General features: G+C 62.1%; 17 protein-coding genes. 13 read left to right on the forward strand and 4 right to left on the reverse strand.

The features are described 5' to 3' along the window. Positions 1-52 precede the first annotated feature (52 nt). The gene (locus AAD027_RS15130; protein WP_341726858.1) at positions 53-274 is read left to right on the forward strand and encodes a hypothetical protein; all 222 of its coding nucleotides are present in this window, start codon (positions 53-55) and stop codon (positions 272-274) included. Positions 275-494: 220 nt separating this feature from the next. On the opposite strand, the gene AAD027_RS15135 is transcribed toward AAD027_RS15130, so the two are convergent. The 3 genes from AAD027_RS15135 to AAD027_RS15145 form a co-directional block, all read right to left on the reverse strand. Continuing rightward, on the reverse strand, positions 495-1406 hold the full coding sequence (locus tag AAD027_RS15135) for a hypothetical protein (protein ID WP_341726859.1): 912 nt from the start codon (positions 1404-1406) through the stop codon (positions 495-497). Between the two features lie 76 nt (positions 1407-1482). After that, the gene (locus AAD027_RS15140) at positions 1483-2097 is read right to left on the reverse strand and encodes a DUF6998 domain-containing protein (RefSeq protein ID WP_341726860.1); all 615 of its coding nucleotides are present in this window, start codon (positions 2095-2097) and stop codon (positions 1483-1485) included. Positions 2098-2198: 101 nt separating this feature from the next. Next, on the reverse strand, positions 2199-3353 hold the full coding sequence (locus AAD027_RS15145) for a hypothetical protein (protein WP_341726861.1): 1155 nt from the start codon (positions 3351-3353) through the stop codon (positions 2199-2201). A gap of 1243 nt (positions 3354-4596) precedes the next feature. Here AAD027_RS15145 and AAD027_RS15150 point away from each other — a divergent pair. The 3 genes from AAD027_RS15150 to AAD027_RS15160 all read left to right on the forward strand — a co-directional run bounded on the left by AAD027_RS15150 (position 4597) and on the right by AAD027_RS15160 (position 9119). Then, a complete protein-coding gene (locus AAD027_RS15150; protein ID WP_341726862.1) occupies positions 4597-6504 on the forward strand; it encodes a hypothetical protein in 1908 nt (635 codons plus the stop codon). A gap of 71 nt (positions 6505-6575) precedes the next feature. Further along, the gene (locus AAD027_RS15155) at positions 6576-8378 is read left to right on the forward strand and encodes a metallophosphoesterase family protein (RefSeq protein WP_341726863.1); all 1803 of its coding nucleotides are present in this window, start codon (positions 6576-6578) and stop codon (positions 8376-8378) included. 504 nt (positions 8379-8882) lie between these two features. Beyond that, a complete protein-coding gene (locus AAD027_RS15160; protein ID WP_341726864.1) occupies positions 8883-9119 on the forward strand; it encodes a hypothetical protein in 237 nt (78 codons plus the stop codon). Between the two features lie 106 nt (positions 9120-9225). Here AAD027_RS15160 and AAD027_RS15165 read toward each other — a convergent pair whose 3' ends face one another. After that, positions 9226-9564, reverse strand: a complete 339-nt coding sequence (locus AAD027_RS15165; protein ID WP_341726865.1) for a hypothetical protein — start codon at positions 9562-9564, stop codon at positions 9226-9228. Between the two features lie 258 nt (positions 9565-9822). On the opposite strand from AAD027_RS15165, the gene AAD027_RS15170 reads away from it, so the two are divergent. The 9 genes from AAD027_RS15170 to tssH all read left to right on the forward strand — a co-directional run bounded on the left by AAD027_RS15170 (position 9823) and on the right by tssH (position 20653). Beyond that, the gene (locus AAD027_RS15170; protein WP_341726866.1) at positions 9823-10218 is read left to right on the forward strand and encodes a helix-turn-helix transcriptional regulator; all 396 of its coding nucleotides are present in this window, start codon (positions 9823-9825) and stop codon (positions 10216-10218) included. A gap of 616 nt (positions 10219-10834) precedes the next feature. Continuing rightward, on the forward strand, positions 10835-11371 hold the full coding sequence (tssB, locus tag AAD027_RS15175; RefSeq protein WP_341726867.1) for a type VI secretion system contractile sheath small subunit: 537 nt from the start codon (positions 10835-10837) through the stop codon (positions 11369-11371). Between the two features lie 9 nt (positions 11372-11380). Further along, on the forward strand, positions 11381-12877 hold the full coding sequence (gene tssC, locus AAD027_RS15180; RefSeq protein ID WP_341726868.1) for a type VI secretion system contractile sheath large subunit: 1497 nt from the start codon (positions 11381-11383) through the stop codon (positions 12875-12877). A 164-nt stretch (positions 12878-13041) separates the two neighbouring features. After that, positions 13042-13545, forward strand: coding sequence for an Hcp family type VI secretion system effector (locus tag AAD027_RS15185; RefSeq protein WP_341726869.1), 504 nt, complete (start codon positions 13042-13044; stop codon positions 13543-13545). Between the two features lie 46 nt (positions 13546-13591). Next, complete coding sequence (locus AAD027_RS15190) at positions 13592-14404, forward strand: type VI secretion system accessory protein TagJ (RefSeq protein WP_341726870.1); 813 nt, start codon at positions 13592-13594, stop codon at positions 14402-14404. Positions 14405-14420: 16 nt separating this feature from the next. Continuing rightward, the gene (gene tssE, locus AAD027_RS15195; RefSeq protein ID WP_341726871.1) at positions 14421-14924 is read left to right on the forward strand and encodes a type VI secretion system baseplate subunit TssE; all 504 of its coding nucleotides are present in this window, start codon (positions 14421-14423) and stop codon (positions 14922-14924) included. A 5-nt stretch (positions 14925-14929) separates the two neighbouring features. Continuing rightward, positions 14930-16819 (forward strand): type VI secretion system baseplate subunit TssF, encoded by a 1890-nt coding sequence (tssF, locus tag AAD027_RS15200; protein WP_341726872.1) that lies wholly within the window; start codon positions 14930-14932, stop codon positions 16817-16819. Then, positions 16783-17799: a type VI secretion system baseplate subunit TssG gene (tssG, locus tag AAD027_RS15205; RefSeq protein ID WP_341726873.1), complete on the forward strand. Its 1017-nt coding sequence runs from the start codon at positions 16783-16785 to the stop codon at positions 17797-17799. The genes tssF and tssG overlap by 37 nt, the downstream gene beginning before the upstream one ends. 82 nt (positions 17800-17881) lie before the next feature. Beyond that, positions 17882-20653 carry a type VI secretion system ATPase TssH gene (tssH, locus tag AAD027_RS15210; RefSeq protein WP_341726874.1) on the forward strand — a complete coding sequence of 924 codons (2772 nt, stop codon included), beginning with the start codon at positions 17882-17884 and terminating at the stop codon, positions 20651-20653. Positions 20654-20674 lie beyond the last annotated feature (21 nt).

A 20674-nucleotide genomic window follows, 5' to 3' on the forward strand; every position in this document is an offset into this window, starting at 1 on the left:
TCCCGGACCAGCTTTACCGCCTCAAGCTTGAACTCGGGCGTGAACGTCCGCTTTGCCATTTACCACCTCCGATTTCATCATTGCACCTAAACTAGGTGTCTGTGAAATCGGCAGCAGGCCAGACTTCCATCTGGAGCATCCGCTCACCAATGAGCTAGCCGTCGTACAAGTCAATCGTTCGGCAACACAGCGTGAGCTGGATGATTTTGTTGAGAGCTTCAACGCCTCACAGGTGTACACCCGCGGCTTCTTTCTGCACCACAGCAGCGCATAACCGCTCCTCACGGCCGACGAGCGGGTCTACTTGATGGACTCGGAAGCTATCACTGAACAAGTCATCGAGCTGGGGTTCATGCGCTGGCTGATCGAACAGAACTCATAGGCGCCGCTAGCGTTCTAGTGACGTCAGAAATGGTAGCGACGAGCGCGCTGCCATACCGTAGCAGTGGAAGTTGTGGAGGGAGCCGAGCCGGGTAGGGTCTTGGAAGAGGCAGTCAAGTTCGAGGGCCACGTGGCTTTGGAGTGTGATCCCCAGAATCGTCTGCAGTTTGCTGATTTATCCGATCTTCTATTCTCTGCGCAAGCTCCCTAAGCGCCTCTTCTTCAGGTGAGGATTGGCCCGTGCCGCGGGGTTGAGCTATCGTCCCTCGCCTTCTTTCTGATCTAACTACACTTGCTAACACTGATCGGGCTGCGTCTAGGAAGTCTTGAGGCAGATCTCGGCTCAAGGATCGAAACGCCTCATCTAGCCCTTCTCTGCTTTCCAGAAGTTCTCTAGCTGCTAATGCTGATATGGTCATAACTTGATTTCCGCCGGGCATCACGGAAGCCAAGATCAGGATCTTGTTTCTGAGCTGATGAGTACTCAGCTTCAGGAGATGATTAATCAGTTGTGCCGCGGTGGTGGCCGAGCTGGAGTTCCGATCCAGGAGAAGCCATTCGAGGAGATTGCTGTGCTCGGCACTGTCAGGATCTTGAGCTAGAAGATTCGCCATACTCCCGAAAAGCTCGCTAGGTTTACACAAGTAAACTTCAAACAACGTGGTGTTAGGCCACTGTCGCTCGCGAGGCTGCCGAAGATAGCTCAGGTCGTCGACGCGGGCATACGCATACTGAATCGGCACCCCCTTTAGTTCCAGCTTCCAGTCATGAACATGCTGGATTGGGTTGTAAGAAGGGAGTATTTGGGTCCCGTACTTAGGGTCTACGTCAAGTTCCTTGATCTCAAGGAGAATCAGTTTTGACGTCGAAAGCTTAACTATGAGATCGGCGCAGTATTTGTTGAAGGCGGCGCCCTGCTGATTCGCATAAGGTGCGAACAGATCAGTGCCTATCCAGTTTCTGTCGCAATAGACCTCTAGCGCTGCCACGATTGCGCCCTGCACAACATTCTCCTTTCCAGCCATGCTTCTGATCCTTTTTCGTTGTGCGCATCAGTTGAAAGTTATCGAACCTGTAGAGGCGTGCAAGCCCATGAGTAGCTCAGGCGAGTCCTGCTTCATCAGTTCCCCTGTCATCGTCCGTAAGCCGTCCCTTGAGGAACTTTCCGGTCGCTCCTCTAAGCTGGCTGCGCTCGAAAAGCTTGCCTTTGAACTGGAAGTTCCGGTCGATCCGAATGATGAGAAGTTGCTCGAAGTCCCCTTGGCTCTTGACAAGTACACGATCGGAAGATCTCTCTGGCGAAATAGTCTTGACCTCCACCCGCCTGCCGGCGATGGTGCCGTCAGATCCCGCCTGGTGCGTGCCATGACGACGTAAGCCAAACTTGATCTCAGCGTAGATTTCGCCGAGTTCGCCCCATACCTGCAGGTAGCGGCCGGTGTTCTCGAAATGACGCTGAGCGCAGTCCACCAGATCCAGGAAGATCTCTGTCTGCTGGACGACGCTGAATGGGAAGCCTTCGCGACTCTGGAACGGAAGATGAGCTTCGATGTCATCGAACTCATCACCAGGCTCATCATCCAGCTCGGAAGCTAGCCAATCTCGGTCGATGTACTTCCACTCCCAAGGGGCAGCGCCGGAGCCTGCAGCATCGGCGATATCCTGCGAGCTGTAGCCACGCTCCCGCATCTCGTAAAGAAAGTCCCAGTCCCCCATGGCCACCCCTGGCTTAACGTGAATTATTACAAGCTTGCCGGCCGCGCGTGCCCGTGTCACGAGCAAGCGCTCGACTGACTTTCATCATGCTGACCTGAATCTTAGTACCCCTGCAGTCGGTTGATGCGCTTTGCGATTAGCTCGGAGAGCGCACACCGCTGTTCGGTATCCCAAATGTCCCCGTGCGAAGACGACAGGCTGCGATCTGCCTCTACGATCCATACTGACTGCCCAAACAAGACTTCGCATTGATCCTCGGACGCTGCGTCGGCCTTGATTGTGAGTCCGCTCTCTAGAGTAAACCGGCAGTAGTTCCCGGGAGGCTTGCCGACAAGCTTGGGGCATGCGGAGAGCGGCGCTGCGTTAGCGAAGTGGGTGCGTCGCTCCTCATCGAAGCCAATCGGCAGGCCATAGGCTGTTCCGAATAGACTCCGCACGACCCAGTCGTTCTTCGCCTGGATGATCATCAGCTTGCGATGCTCCCTGCGCTGAACACGCTCTTGGGCCTCGCGAAGTCCAGTTAGGCTGCTGGAACTGGGCGAGGCAGGCGCGATTCGTCTGGACAACGCCTCAAACTCAGCAGAGGTGGTGGCAGGATTGAGCATGAAGTAGTTGTGGCCGTCTCCCACCTCCGGCTTGAGTCGATCGAATGCGTGATACAGGGCGTTAGCACCTAGGCTGTGGCCGGCGACGAACAAATCGCGGTCTTTGAAGCTGGATACAAGCTTCAGGATACGCTGCAGGTCCCCTGTGCCGACCCTTGCCGAAGCGCGTTTTCGCCCGCCAAACGTGCCGACATCAAGGATATCCGGCAATATCCACGGATCGAGCGAGTCTCCGCGCCAGCCGACATAGATGCCCTGAACTTGGGTGCAGCTCGCGGCAGACTTGGCGAGCCTGGCGACGTCGCAGATGTCTCGATCCAACTGGGTGATGAATTGTTTGAATCTTGGCAGGTTGTCCTTCTTGCCTGATGCATTGTGGTGCCAGCCATGGATGTAGACCACGATCGGGGCGCCGTTCCCACGTTCGAGCCAGGCTTTCAGCGCATCAAAGTCCGCCGCGTTGAAGAACTCACCCGAACGCTGCGAGTCGCCCTTCGGAACACCCTCATCTATCTGGATGACGCGGATGCCAGATGTCGCGTCCGGGGCGTCGCCGTCGGGGACCGACCATTGTTTGTCCGGAATTGACCGGCAGGCCGTCAGCCCGGATAGCAGGACTATGAGCCAGGTTGCGGAAAGCCTCCACGACATACTTCATCTCCCCTGATTTTGGTTGGTCTCTGGACGATGCTTGGAATTCGCCCACCTTGGTTCGCGCCTCTCAAGCGGCCTGATCGACCCGACAGCCACAAAGGCTTCGCCTTTCGTTTTGACCCCCGGCATGATTTTGCCCGCCTCTTGGATCCAAGCAACGGGTATCTATAGGGGGTGAGGAAGCCGCTCATCGGCTGATGTCAGGTAAATCTATGTATCTGGGAAGCGGCCAAGGAAGGTTTTGGTGTTGCAGAGCCTTAGCGAACAACTGCGAAATGACCTCGTAGTCATTGAGCACGTTCGAGTTCTTTGTCCCGGATCAGCTCGCGACCTAAGCGCCGGTCCGCCGCTTACTCTATGGCCGGGATATCGGCGCCGGCTCGTTGACTACTAGTCCCCCTAGATGGCTGTGCACCCGCCACGGAATGACCAGCTAACGTACTGAGCCAGACGGGATACAAGGGGCTAGTTGCCCCAAGCCGTTTGAAGGGGAGCGCTCAAGTGAAGCCTACTACCACTCCGACCGGCGATGGCTGGTGCCTGAGTGGGGTATCAACTTGTAGGGCGAGATCGCCGGCTGGTTGACGGCGCGCAGGATCGGCGCTGGTGCTGAAAGAAGTAAAGAAGGCATGCCGGCAACGGCCGGATCGTAGCGAGGTGATCCTGCACTCGAACCGCGGCATCTAGTTCATCAGAACCCAGTACTAGCAGACTTTGAAAGATCACCTCAACTTCAGCAGCCATGAGCACATCACGGACTGGCGGGCGAATGGACTCTGATCCTAGCTCAAGGCTCACAGACGCGGTAATGAAAACTACCTCATTAAAAGGTACATGCGTTTACTAGATGTGACGACGAACGGTGTCCGACAGGCCCGTTCTGGACCGTTCAGCCGGACGAAAGGCTAGCTCCAAGAGTCCTCGCAGGCGGTGCCCGATGACGAACACGCAAGGAGTTTCGCTATCGCGTCCGGCTGCAGGTTTGGATTGGTTGAGTCTGCCGCTGCGATCTCACTTTGGGGAAACGAGAACTAACTCGACGCTGCGCATGCGTTTGGCATCCAGTACTAAGTGCGTTGTTCGAATGGTCGACCGAGTGAAGAAACACAACACATAGTTATGGATACACTTTTAGTGCCTTACAAGAATCATTTCTCGCGGACACAACACTCACGTTCCCCAGGTTGGGGCTGAGGGTTGTGGAAGATCCTACGGCCCGCTCTCAAGAAGGTGAATCGACATGCCCATTGAAGTCAAACCAACCGCGTTACCCGTAAAGGTAATGTTTGCCGCGACATATCAGGGGATCGAAACTCCAGACGATACTTTTGACGATACAGTTATACCAATGCTGCGACATGTAAGGGCTGGGCTTTTACATGAGTATCGATCTAGCTATTCGCAGGCGGGCATTGAGCTTGGGCCGTACGAGCAGGTCCTGTCAGTAGGCCCCGAAGAGACAGTCGAGATTGCGGTGGAGATCGCCAAGCGATCAACCGTGGAGCAAGAAAGTGAGTCAAGAATTGACGCCAGCACATCCTCAGAGCGCGAGGATGCGCTGGAACAGGAGTTCACGGACCGAGTGACTCGCACAGTGCAGCGAACTGAGACCTCATCGACCACCATGAACATCGGCGCCTCCTATGCCGTCGTTAGCGCAGGGCTTTCGCAGACGAAGAGCGTAAGCAACTCACAAACCGATAGCTCGGAAAAGATGAAGCGCACTCTAAGTCAGGCGAGAACGAAAGTTCAGAGTCAGATGGCGAAGAGCTACTCAGTCCGTATAAAGAGGACTGAGGAGATAACTTCGAGAGAGGTATACAGGCGTGTAATACAAAACACCGATAAGCTGAATTCTAAGCACTTTGGACTGAGGCGAGGGATGCAGGTGTACAGCGTTTGCACGCAGTACATGGGTCCAAGACTTGGCTGGGAGACTTATGTATCGGAGCCTGGTCGTGGCCTCGGAACATCGAGGCTTATAACCGATGAATTCCTTCCTGCGCATTTCATACAAGACGCCCAGAGTCATATTCGAAGAACCCCGTTCTCAGGCCATAAGCTTGCTGTAGATTTCACGAAAGTGGACGACTCGAGCACCGGTTTGATAAAGCAGAGAATCGACGAGTACGCACAAGCGCTAACGCTTTGCTTCCAAGACGGAAGCAAGGAGACACTGATCAGGCTTCCATACGACAACGTGGCCATTGGAGCTTACGCGATTGTCAGTGTGAAGCTCATGTTGAGAACGCTAAAGCAACGAGAGATGGAGATTTTCTATACAGCAAAGATGGTTAGTTTCAGTCATCCGAACGGAAGCCCTCCAGGAAAACTAGACCTCTATCTCCCTACCTCGTACTTGATGTGGACAGATCCCAGTGATCTTGTAGTTTGGGACTCAGAGACCGTCGAGCCGACGTTGTCCGCTTATGCGTCAAAGTACGCCGCGCTACTTGCTGAGATGGACAAAGTTCAGAGGCGGGAGCCCGGTGATCTCCGGCAGGAAGAGCGTGATGAACTGTTGCGCAGAGTTACTTCCAGCCTTAACGCCCAGGATAAACCGACGTGGTATCGGGAAACCTTGTCTGATCTGGTGTCGCTGTTTGACATAAATGCAGCTTTCTACACGCTGTATCCGTGGTCAATGGGATCAAGAAACTTCGGCGCGCATGCCTACGTTGACACACAAGCACGTGAGTATGACTTGCTAGGTGAGTCTAACCCTAGGCCGGCTGGCTACTCGCTTGGATGGAGAATGCAGCTAGACGGCGATGGTCGAAGAAATGAGATGCTCAATTCGCCAGGAGCAAAGGTGGTAGTGCCGATCGCGAAGGGGTGTGAGAGACGGGCGATTGAGTTGATAAGGAAGCTCTATACCAATACTGAAGGAACTACTTCCGGTGTGGTTGCGCAAAGTACGAGCGACGTAATTGAAGAGTTGGAGCAGCGCTGGCGAATGGAGAGGGCTGCTGCAGCGGAAGGCCTCGGCCCTGAAGATGTAGATAAGTCGGTTGTCTCGCCCGTGATTCCATTGGATCCTGAGCCCGACCCAATACTGCTGCCGATAGCGCTGTACCCGGTTACAGAGGTGGAGATTGCGGCGGATCCGCTGACTGGAGTGTTCTATGAGTCTGTAGACGTAGGTTAGCGACGATGCCGTCCGTTCATGCTGGGCCCATCCTACGAAGGGTTGATGAGACCTCAATAACTGTATTCATCGTGTCTGACTCCGCCGCCAAGTCAGAGATAGAGGTTGAATACCTTGATCGATCATATAAGGGAGTTAAATGGATTTCTCTTTCGGGAGTTAGGTCAGATGCTTTGATCGAACTTTCCAGTAGCGTGTACGCGCACTGGCTTTCCATCAGGATACCTGCAGGGAAGAGAATTCCGTCCGGGACAAAGATCCGATACAGAATTCAAAGTGATAACGAACCTCTTCAGCAGGCAATCAATTCTCAAGTCTCCTTGCTAGTTGCTGAGCGCCCGCATTGGATCGAGTTCGCCTCTCCATTCTCAGCGGCGGGTGAATCTAGCCTGCTTATCCAGATGTCTTGCCGCTCTCTAGAAAACAAGCAGACTGACGCCGTCTTGGGGGCAAAGGCTGCTATTGAAAGCCATAGAAAAAAGAATCCTTGGGGCGCCATAAGGCTTCTGTTGGCAGGAGATCAGATATACACGGATGAGTGGAGCTCAAGTAGCATTAAGGATGTAGTTGCGCTTGCTAAGCATCTTGGGCAAGAAGTTTCCGTGCCGGACGGCGTTCGCCGGCGGGTGGTGCTCGGCACCCCAATGGACCTTGTGGGTGAGGTGAGGCTACTTACAAACCTAGAGATTGTATCCGCCTACCTGCTGGGCCTGTCCCCCAGACTTGCTGAGAGGTTTGTTAGTGATAAAAAGATCAGGATGCGAATAGTTAATGAGAACAAGGCCTGGATGGAGCTCATGGCCACAGTGCCAACTTACATGATGTTTGATGATCATGAGGTGGCGGACGACTGGAACATAGATGCCAGTTGGAGCTCGGCTTGTGAGAAGAGTGCGGTTTGCCGATGGCTTATGGGAAACGCCTTTCTCGGCTGCTACATATTTCAGATCATTGGAAATGAACCCGATGCGGCCGCATGGGATATGGCGTCTCTCGCAGCTAAAGAGTGCCGGAAGGACCTGATCGGATCGGCAAGGGAATCCGCTTTGGCTCTTATGAAGCACAGCATGAGCTTCGTCATTCCTGGAACTAAGGAAGTAGCCGTTCTTGATTGCAGAACGAAACGTGTGCCGTATCGAGATCGCATGTGGGTGGCCGACCATAGCAAGAGTGGTCGGGAACCCTGCCTGTCTCACGAAGAGCAGAAGATTGTTCTGTGCGCAAGAACGGAAATTGAAAGTGTACTTACAAGGCTTGAGAAAGGGGAGTTAGCTGTGCTTGCAGTCGGTACTCCAGTTCTGGCGCGTCCTGGAGTAGAGAGGGCGCAAAGGCTTGGCGGGCGAGGTGTTGGAGCGCGGATACTCGATAGAGAGAGTTGGGACAACTTCCCTCAGTCATGGGTAACTCTTGCTGATGTACTTATGGATCGGACCAGTGCCAAAGGGGTAGTGATACTGTGTGGCGATGTTCACTATGGGTTCGCAATAGACGGATCTATCTGTCGGTCCGACGGGAAGAGTTTGAAAGTTCTTCAGATAACATCTAGTCCAGCGAAGAACTACTCCACTGTTCAGAGCGTTCTCCCTCTGCTTGATGAGCACGGAGAGATCATCTCCGCTTGTTGGGAGGTGGACAAGAACGGCTTTGAGTCCATATCGGCGGCTAGGAACGACGAAGTTATAAGTAAGGTTATTGAAGATGCCAAGAAGCATGGCGCCAAGATGCATCTGAAGAGATGCAATTTTGACAAGAAAATCCGCTTTTTTAGGGGCACTAACTTTGCCATGGTAGAGCTGGGAGTTCATTCAGTTAAGACGACCTTGTGCAACTCTCGCGGCGAGGAAATTTGCTCCAAAGAGCTAAAGCACAGATAGGCCGGCATTGCTCTCCCCACTAGTGCAGCCTTGCCTTGCGGGCGGGCGGGCGGGCGGGCGGGCGGGCGGGCGGGCGGGCGGGCGGGCGGGCGGGCGGGCGGGCGGGCGGGCGGGCGGGCGGGTCCACGGTAAGCCGGGAAGTCGGGTGCAGCGAAGGCTCCTAGGCGGCTGTCTTGTGGCGTCTTATACAGCGCGTGACGCAAGGACAACGGGCGCCAGGCCGAATGAAGTGAGGTGTGCGCTCAGGCCCAGCCAAAAGCAAGCAATTACATTGACCTAACGCTTTGATAGATATGGGGTTTGTCGGCGGAATAGTGGCTCTAGCCCCTTATGGCTATCCGTCTTTCCGAAACTGGCGCCTTATGCCTGTCATTCGCTAGACGAGTTGGCCTTCTACGTCGAGACAATCCTCTGAGCTACGGGGGTGATTACTAGCGCCTTTTGGCAAGACCCACACCGTCTCAGTTCCTGCGTCAGACTCATAGGTTGAAAAATTAGGAGTCAGTGGGGGCAGGTCAAACCGTCCCCAAGGAGGAGAGGCGGTGCGAGCACACCGGAGGCGCGCCGCATCCTTCCGAGCGGCGCGCGGTCCAACTGCCGCCGCTGGGCGACGAACTGAAGCCCAGGTTCTCCAAGGAGAACGTGAGCCGTACTGATCGCTACGATGCCATGGTGATCGCGTCCACGTACTTGATCGTCCAGCTCGCCCCCACGGGCGTGCTGCTGGGCGGCATGCCGTGAGCCCCCAAGACAGGCTGCAGGCCATGCCATTCCAGTTACGGCCGACCGCTCCACGGACCTGTTCCGGTCGTTCGCGAAGCGGCCGTGCAACCGAGATGGACGAGGGCTAGCCCTTCGCGCTGGTTTCCTGCAGGTCGCGTTGGGACAGGACCTTCATGCCCTCCGGCAGCTTCAGTGCATCGAACTGTCCCTGGACGGATTCCAGCAATGCCTTCTGCGGCCCTTCCGACAATGTTTGCGCCAACGCATCGATGGTTGCGAGCACTTGCAGGTCGTGCGTCAGCTCCGGCCTTATCCCTTCGCCCAGCAGCCACGGAGGATCCGGGCTGGGCGGCTCGAAGATGGGTTTGACCAGGACGAAGATGGGGATCTTGATGACCCAGAGGCAGATCCGCGTTACTGGGTCGCGAAACAGGCAGATGTAACGCCAGCCGATGATGCGCATGTTGACCTCCTATGTCGAGCGAGATTCGCTCACCGGAGATCACGTGTAATCGGCCCTTGGTCGGCTACCGGATCGCACCGCTCGTCGGCCGGATCGGCACCCGCGCCGTCAAGCGGCGCTTTCCCGGATGACGCACTGCGTGCGATGGCGTGGAAATAACACGTACGGCGACAGGCGGTAAGCATGGCTCTACAGGATTGGATTAGCGTTGCTTCACCGTCAGTCCGGCTGAACACATGCCTTGCCAGGAGGTGGGCCATGGTGAACCTGTCCACGAGAATCCGACGCGCACGGACCCTGTCCAGGATCACGCAGTCGGAGCTGGCCAAACGCATCGATGTCAAGCGCAGCGCCGTGAGTCAATGGGAGAGCGCGCTCGGGACAACGCCGAGCGTCTCGCATCTCATCCAGATTGCCCTGGAAACCGGAGTCTGCTTCGAGTGGCTGGCAACCGGACGAGGCCCCGCGAGATTGGGACAGGAAGCATTCGGCGAGGCCGTCATTCTCAAGGACTTCGCACAGGATGAACTGGAGAGTCGCGGACTCGTTGCCTTGGGCCGACTTTCGCGGCAGAAAAAGCTTGTTGCTGTCGCGATCATCGAACTCTTGAGTGGCGTCACTGCGGTCGAAGCCGAGACCAGGAGCCATACATAGGATGGAGTGGCCGAGCACCACCCGGCGCCGCCGATCCCGTGCGACGTCTCCTCCCGTGGAAAGGGGTTCCGTTCCCAGTCCTGCCGGGACCTGAGCAGGCACCCACAGACCACGCCGACCGCCAGGATCAGCCCGGTACGCAACAGGTCCGCGTAGAGCTGCGGCACGAGCAGCTGAAGAGTGTCGATCACACCCTTCGGGACCGAGTTCACGGCGCCATGCGCCAGCGCCGCCGGCCAGAAGCTGCCGGCCTTGAGGGTGAGCCAGCCCCGGCAGGATACCGAACCGGCGGGTGACTGGCCTTGCGGGAATCCCCGCCAGGCGAATCCCCCGCCGGTGAACGTCGAGGGCACGTGGCCGGCGCCGGCGCGTAATCCATGACGGCCTCCCATGCGCCGGGTCGATAGGTCGTATACGCACGCACGATTTCATGCCGTGGGTCGCGGCCTCGACAATCGCCGGGTAGACGGACAGGCGGTCGCCGTAAGGCGCGCCCATCCGGAGCGGGCCGCCGGCATCGTACGCGTGCGGCCTGCCCTGGATGCGCCTGGCGTCCGTCCGGATTTCGCCGGTGGCCGCATGGCCATCGCATCGCAGAGAGACCATCGGAAAAGCAATGGCCAAACAGAGCAGCCAGAAATTCATCGCGAGGAACCGCGCCCCGCGCGTGCAGATCGAATACGACGTCGAGGTATACGGCGCGCAGAAGAAGGTGCAGGTGCCCTTCGTGATGGGCGTGATGGCCGATCTGTCCGGCGCCAATGCCGAGGATCTTCCGCCGGTGGAGGAGCGCAAGGCGCTGGAGATCGACGTCGACAACTTCGACAGCCGCCTGCAGGCGGTCAGGCCCAGGGTCGCCTTCGCGGTGCCTAACACGCTGACCGGCGACGGCAACCTGGAGATCGACATCACTTTCCAGGGCCTGGACGATTTCTCCCCGGCCGCGGTCGCGCGCAAGGTCGCGCCATTGGCGCAGTTGCTGGAGGCGCGCACGCAACTGGCCAACCTGGGCACCTACCTGGACGGCAAGGCCGGCGCCGAGAAGCTGATCGCGCAGGCCATCCGCGACCCGGCGTTGCTGCAGGCGCTGGCCTCGGCGCCCAAGGCGGGTGATACCGGCAATCCCGGCGATGCCGGCACGGACAAGGAATAGGACGCCGCCATGGCCAACGCAAAGGCAATCGAGCAGGCGGCAGTCGCCGCGACGACCGAAAGCGGCAGCGACTTCGCCTCGCTGCTGACCCGCGAATTCAAGCCCAAGAGCGACCGCGCCCGCGAAGAGGTCGAATCGGCCGTGCGCGTGCTGGCGGAGCAGGTGCTTGGCCAGTCCGACATCGTGTCCGACGACGTCACCCAGACCATCAACGCCTACGTCGCCGAAATCGACCGCAAGCTCAGCGAGCAGCTCAACCTGATCATGCACCACGCCGATTTCCAGAAGCTGGAAAGCGCATGGCGCGGCCTGCACCACCTGGTCGGCAACACCGAGACCGACACGCTGCTGAAGATCCGCGTGATCAACCTTTCCAAGCACGACCTGGGCAGGACGCTGAAGCGGTTCAAGGGCACGGCCTGGGACCAGAGCCCGATCTTCAAGAAGATCTACGAGGAAGAGTACGGCCAGCTCGGCGGCGAACCCTACGGATGCCTGGTGGGCGACTACTACTTCGACCACAGCCCGCAGGACGTGGAGATGCTGCGCGGCATTTCGCAGATCGCCGCCGCCGCGCATGCGCCGTTCATCAGCGCGGCCGGATCGCGGCTGATGGGCATGGACAACTGGAACGAACTGGCCAATCCGCGCGACCTGGCCAAGATATTCTCCACCCCCGATTACGCCGCGTGGCGTTCGCTGCGGGAAAGCGAAGACGCCAAGTACATGGCGTTGACCATGCCCCGGACGCTGGCGCGCCTGCCGTACGGAGCCAAGACCGATCCGGTGGAAGAGTTCGATTTCGAAGAAGACACCAGCGGCGCGGATTCGTCCAAGTACACCTGGCAGAACGCTGCGTACGCGATGGCCGTGAACATCAACCGTTCGTTCAAGATGTACGGATGGTGCACGCGGATCCGGGGCGTGGAGTCGGGTGGAGCAGTGGAGGGGCTGCCCGCGCATACGTTCCCGACCGACGATGGCGGAGTGGACATGAAGTGTCCCACCGAGATCGCCATCACCGACCGGCGCTCGGCCGAGCTGGACAAGATGGGCCTGATGCCGCTGGTGCACCGCAAGAACTCGGACATGGCCGCCTTCATCGGCGCGCAGTCGCTGGCCAAGCCCGAGGAATACGACGATCCCGACGCGACCGCCAATGCGGCGCTCAGCGCGCGGCTGCCCTACATGTTCGCGTGCAGCCGCTTCGCGCACTACCTGAAGTGCATCGTGCGCGACAAGATCGGTTCGTTCAGCAGCCGCGAGCAGGTGCAGAACTGGCTGACCAACTGGGTGATGGACTACGTGGACGGCGACCCGGCCAACTCCAGCGAGGAGACCAAGGCGCGCAAGCCGCTGGCCGCCGCCGAGGTGGTGGTCGAAGAAGTGGAAGGCAATCCCGGCTACTACACCTCCAAGTTCTACCTCAAGCCGCACTACCAGCTGGAAGGCCTGACCGTTTCGCTGCGGCTGGTCTCGCGCCTGCCCTCGGCGCAGGCGGCCTGACCGGCACGGCGGCCGCCGTGCGCATGCCGGCGTAATCCGCCGACCACGATCCGGAACCGTCGCGCGGCGTCCCGCCGCGCGGCGCATCGGCCCAAGACCTCATCGCCGCCGCGGCGACCGCGACGGCCATCCCTCAACGCGACAACCACATCCGGAGATCCACCATGGCATTCGATATGCACCTCAAGTTCGGCTCGGGCGAAGTCGAGATCAAGGGCGCGTCCAACCACGACAAGCACAAGGACGAGGTGCCGATCATCGCCTGGTCGTGGGGCGCCAGCAATTCCGGCAACCTGCACACCGGCGCCGGCTACGCCGCCGGCGGCAAGGCGAACATCCAGGACATTTCCATCACCAAGTACGTCGACTCGTGCTCCAACGCGCTGCTGAACGCGTGCTGCACCGGCGCGCGCGTCGAAACGGCCACGCTCTACGTCACCAACGCCACCGGCGAGCAGACCGACTTCCTGACCATCGAGCTGAGCGAAGGCGTGATGGTGACGTCGGTCTCCACCGGCGGCAGCGGCGGCGAGGACCGGCTGACCGAGAACATCACCCTGCATTTCGGCAAGTTCAAGTACTCGTTCCAGCCGCAGGACGACAAGGGCAAGAAGCAGGGCGGCGCCAAGGACTTCACCTACAACATGCAGGAAGTGAAGAAGTCCTGATGCGCCCGCCGTTCCGCCCCTGCGCCGACGCGACGGTTTCCCTCGGATGAACGCCGTCCGTTCGCACGATGCCGCGGCGGCCCTGCTGAAGTCGGGCGCCGTGGAGGACGCCATGCGCGAACTGGCCGCGCAGGTGCGCCGCGATCCCGCGAATGCGGCGTTGCGCGTGTTCCTGTTCCAGTTGCTGTCGGTACTGGGGCAATGGGACCGCGCGCGCGATCAACTGCGCGCGGCCGGCGAACTCGACCCGCGCAATGCATTGCTGGCGAACGCCTATAACGTGGTGCTGGATGCCGAACGCGAGCGCGGCGAAGTCCTGGCCGGTGCGTGGACGCCGACGATGATCGGCCAACCGGCGCAATGGCAGGCGCAGTTGCTGCAGGCGCTGCGCTGGAACCTGCAAGGCCATCACCTTCAGGCTTCGCGATCGCGAAGCCTGGCCTTCGAGCAGGCCGAGGCGATCGGGGGCAGCATCGATGGCACCCGCTTCGAATGGATCGCCGATGCGGATCCGCGCTTCGGCCCGTGCCTGGAGATCGTGCTCAGGGACGGTTACGCCTGGGTGCCGTTCTCGCAGTTGCGCGAACTCAGTTTCGAACCGCCGCAGGACCTGCGCGACGTGATCTGGGCGCCGGTGCAGGTGACCTGGGCCGACGGCGGGCGCGCCACCGGTTTCGTCCCGGGCCGGTACCCGGCGACCGAACGCGCCGCCGACGGCGACCTGCTGCTGGCCCGACGCACCGGCTGGACGGACATCGGCGGCGGCTACTTCGTCGGCAGCGGCCAGCGCATGCTGGCGACCGATGCCGGCGACTATCCGCTGCTGGATGCGCGCACCCTCGTTTTCGACGCGGCCTGAACGGAATTCCCGCGTCATGGCCGAACTGACCACCCAGGAACGACTGCAGCCCTCGCTGCTGGATCGCCTGACCGACGATGAGCCGGACAAGCGCGAAGAAAGCCGCGACAAGCGCGTGATCACCGCCGCGCGGCTGCGCCAGTGCGTCGCCCGCGATCTGGCCTGGCTGCTCAACTGTACCCAGCGCTGGCCCGACGGGGAACTGGCGGACCATCCGCACGTCGAGCGCTCGACGCTCAACTTCGGCATTCCCGATCTGGCCGGTTCGGTGTTGTCCGGCATCGACGCCGGCGCGCTGCAGAATCGCATCCGCGCGGCGATCCTGAGCTTCGAGCCGCGCCTGACCGGCAGCACGTTGCAAGTCGGCGTCGACACCGATGCCAAGCGCATGGACCGGCATTCGCTGCGCTTCCACATCGAGTCGGAAATGTGGGCGCAGCCGCTGCCGTTGACGCTCTACCTGAAGACCGAGGTTGACCTGGAAACCGGCAGGTTCCAGTTCGCCCAGGGCCAGGAGTGACGGCGATGGATCCGCGCCTGATCGGCTATTACAACCGCGAACTGCAGCATGTCCGCGAGATGGGCGCCGAGTTCGCGCGCGACTATCCGAAGATCGCCGGGCGCCTGGGCCTTGAAGGCTTCGAGTGCGCCGATCCGTACGTGGAGCGGCTGCTGGAGGGCTTCGCCTTCCTCGCCGCGCGCGTGCAGCTGAAGCTCGATGCCCAGCATCCGGTGTTCACCCAGCATCTGCTGGAAATGATCTACCCGCATTTCCTGGCGCCGGTGCCGTCGATGGCGGTGGTGCAGCTGCAGCCGGATGCGGCCGAGGGCGTCGCGCCGGAGGGGCATGCGGTGCCCCGGCACACGCCGCTGCACGGCCTGGTCGGCCATGGCGAGCGCACCGCATGCGAGTACCGCACCGCGCACGAGGTGACGCTGTGGCCGCTTGCGCTCACCGAGGCCCGCTATCTGGAAACGCCCGCGGCCATCGCCGCCGCCGGCATCGCAGTGCCGCAGGGGCGGGGCGTCCGCGCCGCGCTGCGGCTGAAGTTCGCGGCCAACGTCGGCGTCGGGCTGGACATGCTGACGCTGGACGAACTGCCGGTGTTCCTGGCCGGCACCGACGAACTGCCGAGGCTGCTGTACGAACAGTTGCTGGGCAATGCGCTGGGTTACGTCGTGCGCGCCACCGGCGCCGATGGCGGCATGGACGTGCGCGCATCGTTCGATGCCGCCTGCCTGCAGGGCAGGGGGTTCTCCGACGACGAGGCGCTGCTGCCGTACACCGGGCGCTCGTTCAGCGGCTACCGGCTGCTGCAGGAATACTTCGCCTGTCCCGAGCGGTTCCTGTTCGCCGCGTTCACCGGGCTGCGCCGCGCGCTGTCGCGGGCGCGCGGAAGCGAGTTCGAGATCGTCGTCTGGCTGGACCGCAGCGTCGAGCGACTGCACGACGCGGTGAGCGCCGACAACTTCCGGCTGTTCTGCGCGCCGGCGATCAACCTGTTCCCGCGCCGCGCCGACCGCATCCATCTGCAGCCCGGCAGCGCGGAATACCACATCCTCGGCGACCGCACCCGGCCGATGGACTTCGAAGTGCACAGCGTGCAGCAGGTGGAAGGGTTCGGCGACCGCCAGGAGCCGGAACAGCGGTTCCAGCCCTTCTACGGCGGCGATCAATCCAACTGGCATGGCGCGCAGGCGGCCTTCTATACGCTGCGCCGCGAACCGCGCCTGGCGTCGGCGCGGCAGAAGCGGCAGGGCGCGCGTTCGAGCTATGTCGGCAGCGAACTGTTCATCGCCCTGGTCGACAGCCAGCAGGCGCCGTATTCCAGCCGCCTGCGGCAGCTGGGGATGCAACTGCTGTGCACCAATCGTGACCTGCCGCTGCACATGCCAGTGGGCAAGTCGCGCACCGATTTCACCCTGGACACCGATGCCCCGGTGGCGTCGATCCGCTGCGTCGCCGGGCCCACCCGGCCGCGCGCGCCGGCCGCCGGCGGGGAAACCGCCTGGCGCCTGCTCAGCCACCTGCAGCTGAACTACCTGTCGCTGCTGGACGCGGGCGGCGAGGATGGCGCCGCCGCCTTGCGCGAGATGCTGACGCTCTACCACGACGAATTCGATGCCGCCGCCCGTCGCCAGGTCGAAGGGCTCAAGCGCGTCCATGCGCAACCGGTGGTACGGCGTATCCCGGTACCGGGGCCGATCGCCTACGGCCGCGGTCTGGAAATCGTCCTGACCTGCGAGGACGCCGCCTTCGAAGGCACCGGCGCCTTCCTGCTCGCCGCGGTCCTGCAGCACTTCTTCGCACGCTACGTCTCGGTGAATTCGTTCACCGAGACGGTGCTGCGCACCCACGAACGCAACGAGGTGGCCCGATGGCCGGCACGACTCGGCACGCGCCCGATCCTGTAGCGCTGCTGGACGCGCTGCAGCGGCGGCCGCAGGACTTCGAGTACTTCGAAGCGCTGCGCCGGCTGGAATGCGCGTTCCCGCAGCGGCCGCGGCTGGGACGCTCGGCACGTCCGGCGGAGGACTTCGTGCGCCTGGGCCATACCGCCACGCTGGCGTTCGCGCCGCGCGACATCGATCGCCTGGTGCCGGGCGAGTCGGGCCGGCCGCCACGCCTGCAGGGATTGCTGCTGGGCCTGTTCGGACCCAACGCGCCGCTGCCGCTGCATCTGACCGAGTACGCGATCGACCGCCAACGCAATGCGAAGGACCCCACGCTGGCCGCCTTCGCCGACGTGTTCCATCACCGCATGCTCAGCCTGTTCTACCGTGCCTGGGCGGACGCGCAGCCGACCGTGCAGGCCGACCGTGCCGACGAGGACCGGTTCCGCACCTACGTCGGCGCGCTGATCGGCCTGGCCACACCGTACTTGCAAGACAGGGATGCGCTGCCGGACCGCTACAAGCGCCATTTCGCCGGCCGCCTGGTCGCCCAGGCGCGCAATGCCGAGGGCCTGAAAAGCTTCCTGGAGCATTTCTTCCGCATCCCGGTGCGCGTGGTCGAATTCGTCGCCGCCTGGATGCCGTTGCCGGCCGAGGCGCACCTGCGCCTGGGCGGCGGCATGGCCGGGCTGGGACGCACCGCGGTGATCGGCGCGCACGTGCGCGGTGCGCAGCAGCGCTTCCGCCTGCGGCTGGGACCGATGGGCCATGCGCAGTACCGCCGCTTCCTGCCCGGCAGCGACGCGTCGCGGGAGCTGGCCGCCGCGGTCCGGACCTACGTGGGCGATGAAAAGGCCTGGGAGGTGCAGCTGGTGCTGAAGAAGGACGAAGTTCCGCTGACCCATCTGGGCAAGGCCGGCCGCCTGGGGCTGTCCGGCTGGCTGGGACGCTACGCCGGGCCGGCCGACGCCGACGCGCTGGTCTTCGAACCCAGCGGGTGAACGTGGACATCCCACCCATGCCTTTCTCCTCGCATCGCCGCATCGCCGCCTCTTTGGAACACGCCTCTTTGGAGCACGCCCCATGACAGACATCAGCCGCAGCGCCCTGTTCGGCAAACTCAACGCCATCGCCTACCGCGGCATCGAGAGCGCCACGGTGTTCTGCAAGCTGCGCGGCAATCCTGAAGTCGAGCTGGCGCACTGGATCCACCAGATCCTGCAACTGCAGGACTCGGATCTGCACCGCATCGCCCGGCACGCCGACATCGATGCCTCGCGGCTGGCGCGCGACGTCACCGACGCGCTGGAACGGCTGCCGCGCGGCGCTCTTGCCATCTCCGACCTGTCCAGCCACGTCGAGGAAGCGGTCGAACGCGGCTGGGTCTACGCCACGCTGATGTTCGGCGAGGCGCAGGTACGCACCGGCTACCTGCTGCTCGGCATCCTGCGCACGCGCCACCTGCGCAACGCGCTGCTGGCGATCTCGGCCGAGTTCGCCAAGGCCAGGCCCGAGGCGCTGGCCGACGGCTTCGCCGCGATAACCGCCGGCTCTCCGGAAGACGGCCAGCGCGCCACCGACGGCTTCGGCCTGCACGGCGCCGCGCCGGGCGAGGCCAGCGGCGCGCTGGCGCCTGCGCAGATGGGCAAGCAGCAGGCGCTGCGGCAGTTCACCATCGATCTCACCGCGCAGGCGCGCGGCGGCGGCATCGATCCGATCATCGGCCGCGACGAGGAAATCCGCCAGGTCGTCGACATCCTGATGCGCCGCCGCCAGAACAACCCGATGCTGGTCGGCGAGGCCGGCGTCGGCAAGACCGCCGTGGTCGAAGGCTTCGCGCTGAAGATCGCCGCCGGCGACGTGCCGCCGCCGCTGAAGGACGTGGAACTGCGCACGCTCGACGTCGGCCTGCTGCAGGCCGGCGCCAGCATGAAGGGCGAGTTCGAGAACCGCCTGCGCCAGGTCATCGACGAGGTGCGGGCCTCGCCGAAGCCGATCATCCTGTTCATCGACGAGGCGCACACGCTGGTCGGCGCCGGCGGCACGGCCGGCACCGGCGACGCCGCCAACCTGCTCAAGCCGGCGCTGGCGCGCGGCGACCTGCGCACCATCGGCGCCACCACCTGGGCCGAATACAAGAAGCACATCGAGAAAGACCCTGCGCTGACCCGGCGCTTCCAGACCGTGCAGGTCGGCGAGCCGGACGAGGCCAGGGCGATCCTGATGATGCGCAGCGTCGCCGGGGTGATGGAACAGCACCACCGCGTGCAGATCCTCGACGAGGCGTTGGAAGCGGCGGTCAGGCTTTCGCACCGCTACATTCCCGCGCGCCAGCTGCCGGACAAGTCGGTCAGCCTGCTCGACACCGCCTGCGCGCGCGTGGGCATCAGCCAGCACGCGGTGCCGCCGGAGGTTGACGACACCCGCAAGCGCATCCAGGCACTGGAGACCGAACTGGCGATCATCGGCCGCGAGAAGCGCGTCGGCGTGGACGTGCACGAGCGCGAGGCCAGGGCGGCCGACGCTTTGGCCGTGCAGCAGGCGCGGTTGCAGGAACTGGAGCGTTCCTGGCAGGCGGAAAAGGCGCTGGTCGATCGCATCCTGGCGCTGCGCGCGCGCCTGCGCGGCGACGATGCGGGCGAGTTGCAAGCGCAAGCCCATGGCGCGGACCAGGTGCAGACGGCAGAAGCGGAAGCGGCATCGCCGCAGGCGCTGGACGCCGCCCGCAATGCCGCATTGGACGAACTGAAGACGTTGCAGATCGAACTTGCCGCCTTGCAGGGCGAGCGCCCCCTCATCCTGCCCAGCGTCGACTACCAGGCCGTCGCATCGGTCGTGGCCGACTGGACCGGCATCCCGGTCGGGCGCATGGCCCGCAACGAGATCCAGACCGTGCTCGATCTGCCCGCGCTGCTCGGCAAGCGCGTCATCGGCCAGGACCACGCGATGAAGACGATCGCGCGGCGCATCCAGACATCGCGCGCCGGCCTGGACAACCCCGACAAGCCGGTTGGCGTGTTCCTGCTGGCCGGCACCTCGGGCGTCGGCAAGACCGAGACCGCGTTGGCGCTGGCCGAGACGCTGTACGGCGGCGAGCAGAACCTCATCACCATCAACATGAGCGAGTTCCAGGAGGCGCATACCGTCTCCACGCTCAAGGGCGCGCCGCCCGGCTACGTCGGCTACGGCGAGGGCGGCGTGCTGACCGAGGCGGTGCGCCGGCGGCCATACTCGGTGGTGCTGCTGGACGAGGTGGAGAAGGCGCACCCGGACGTGCACGAGATCTTCTTCCAGGTCTTCGACAAGGGCTGGATGGAGGACGGCGAAGGCCGCCGCATCGACTTCCGCAACACGCTGATCATCCTGACCACCAACGCCGGCACCGAGCTGATCTCCAGCCTGTGCGCCGACCCGCAACTGATGCCGGACCCGGAGGGCATGGCCAAGGCGCTGCGGGCGCCGCTGCTGAAGGTATTTCCACCGGCGCTGCTCGGGCGGCTGGTGGTGGTTCCGTATTACCCGCTGAGCGAGCAGATGCTCGGGAAGATCGTGCGCTTGCAGCTGGACCGCATCAAGAAGCGCATCGAGGCGCGCTATCGGATTCCGTTCGAGTACGACGATGCGGTAGTGGAGCTGGTGGTCAGCCGCTGCACCGAGAGCGAGTCGGGCGGGCGGATGATCGATGCGATCCTGACCCACACCCTGCTGCCGGACATCAGCCGAGAATTCATCCTGTCCGAGATCGTGGGAACCCCGCTGACGGCGGTGCGGATCCGCGTTCGCGAAGGCGGCTTCGACTACCGCTTCGAACAGGCCCGGCCAATGCTGGCGGACGTGCCCGGGCTATCCGCTTAGCGACCCCCGCACGGCACGACG

Origin of the sequence: Pseudoxanthomonas putridarboris, assembly GCF_038321125.1 — a bacterium.
GTDB lineage: Bacteria > Pseudomonadota > Gammaproteobacteria > Xanthomonadales > Xanthomonadaceae > Pseudoxanthomonas_A > Pseudoxanthomonas_A putridarboris.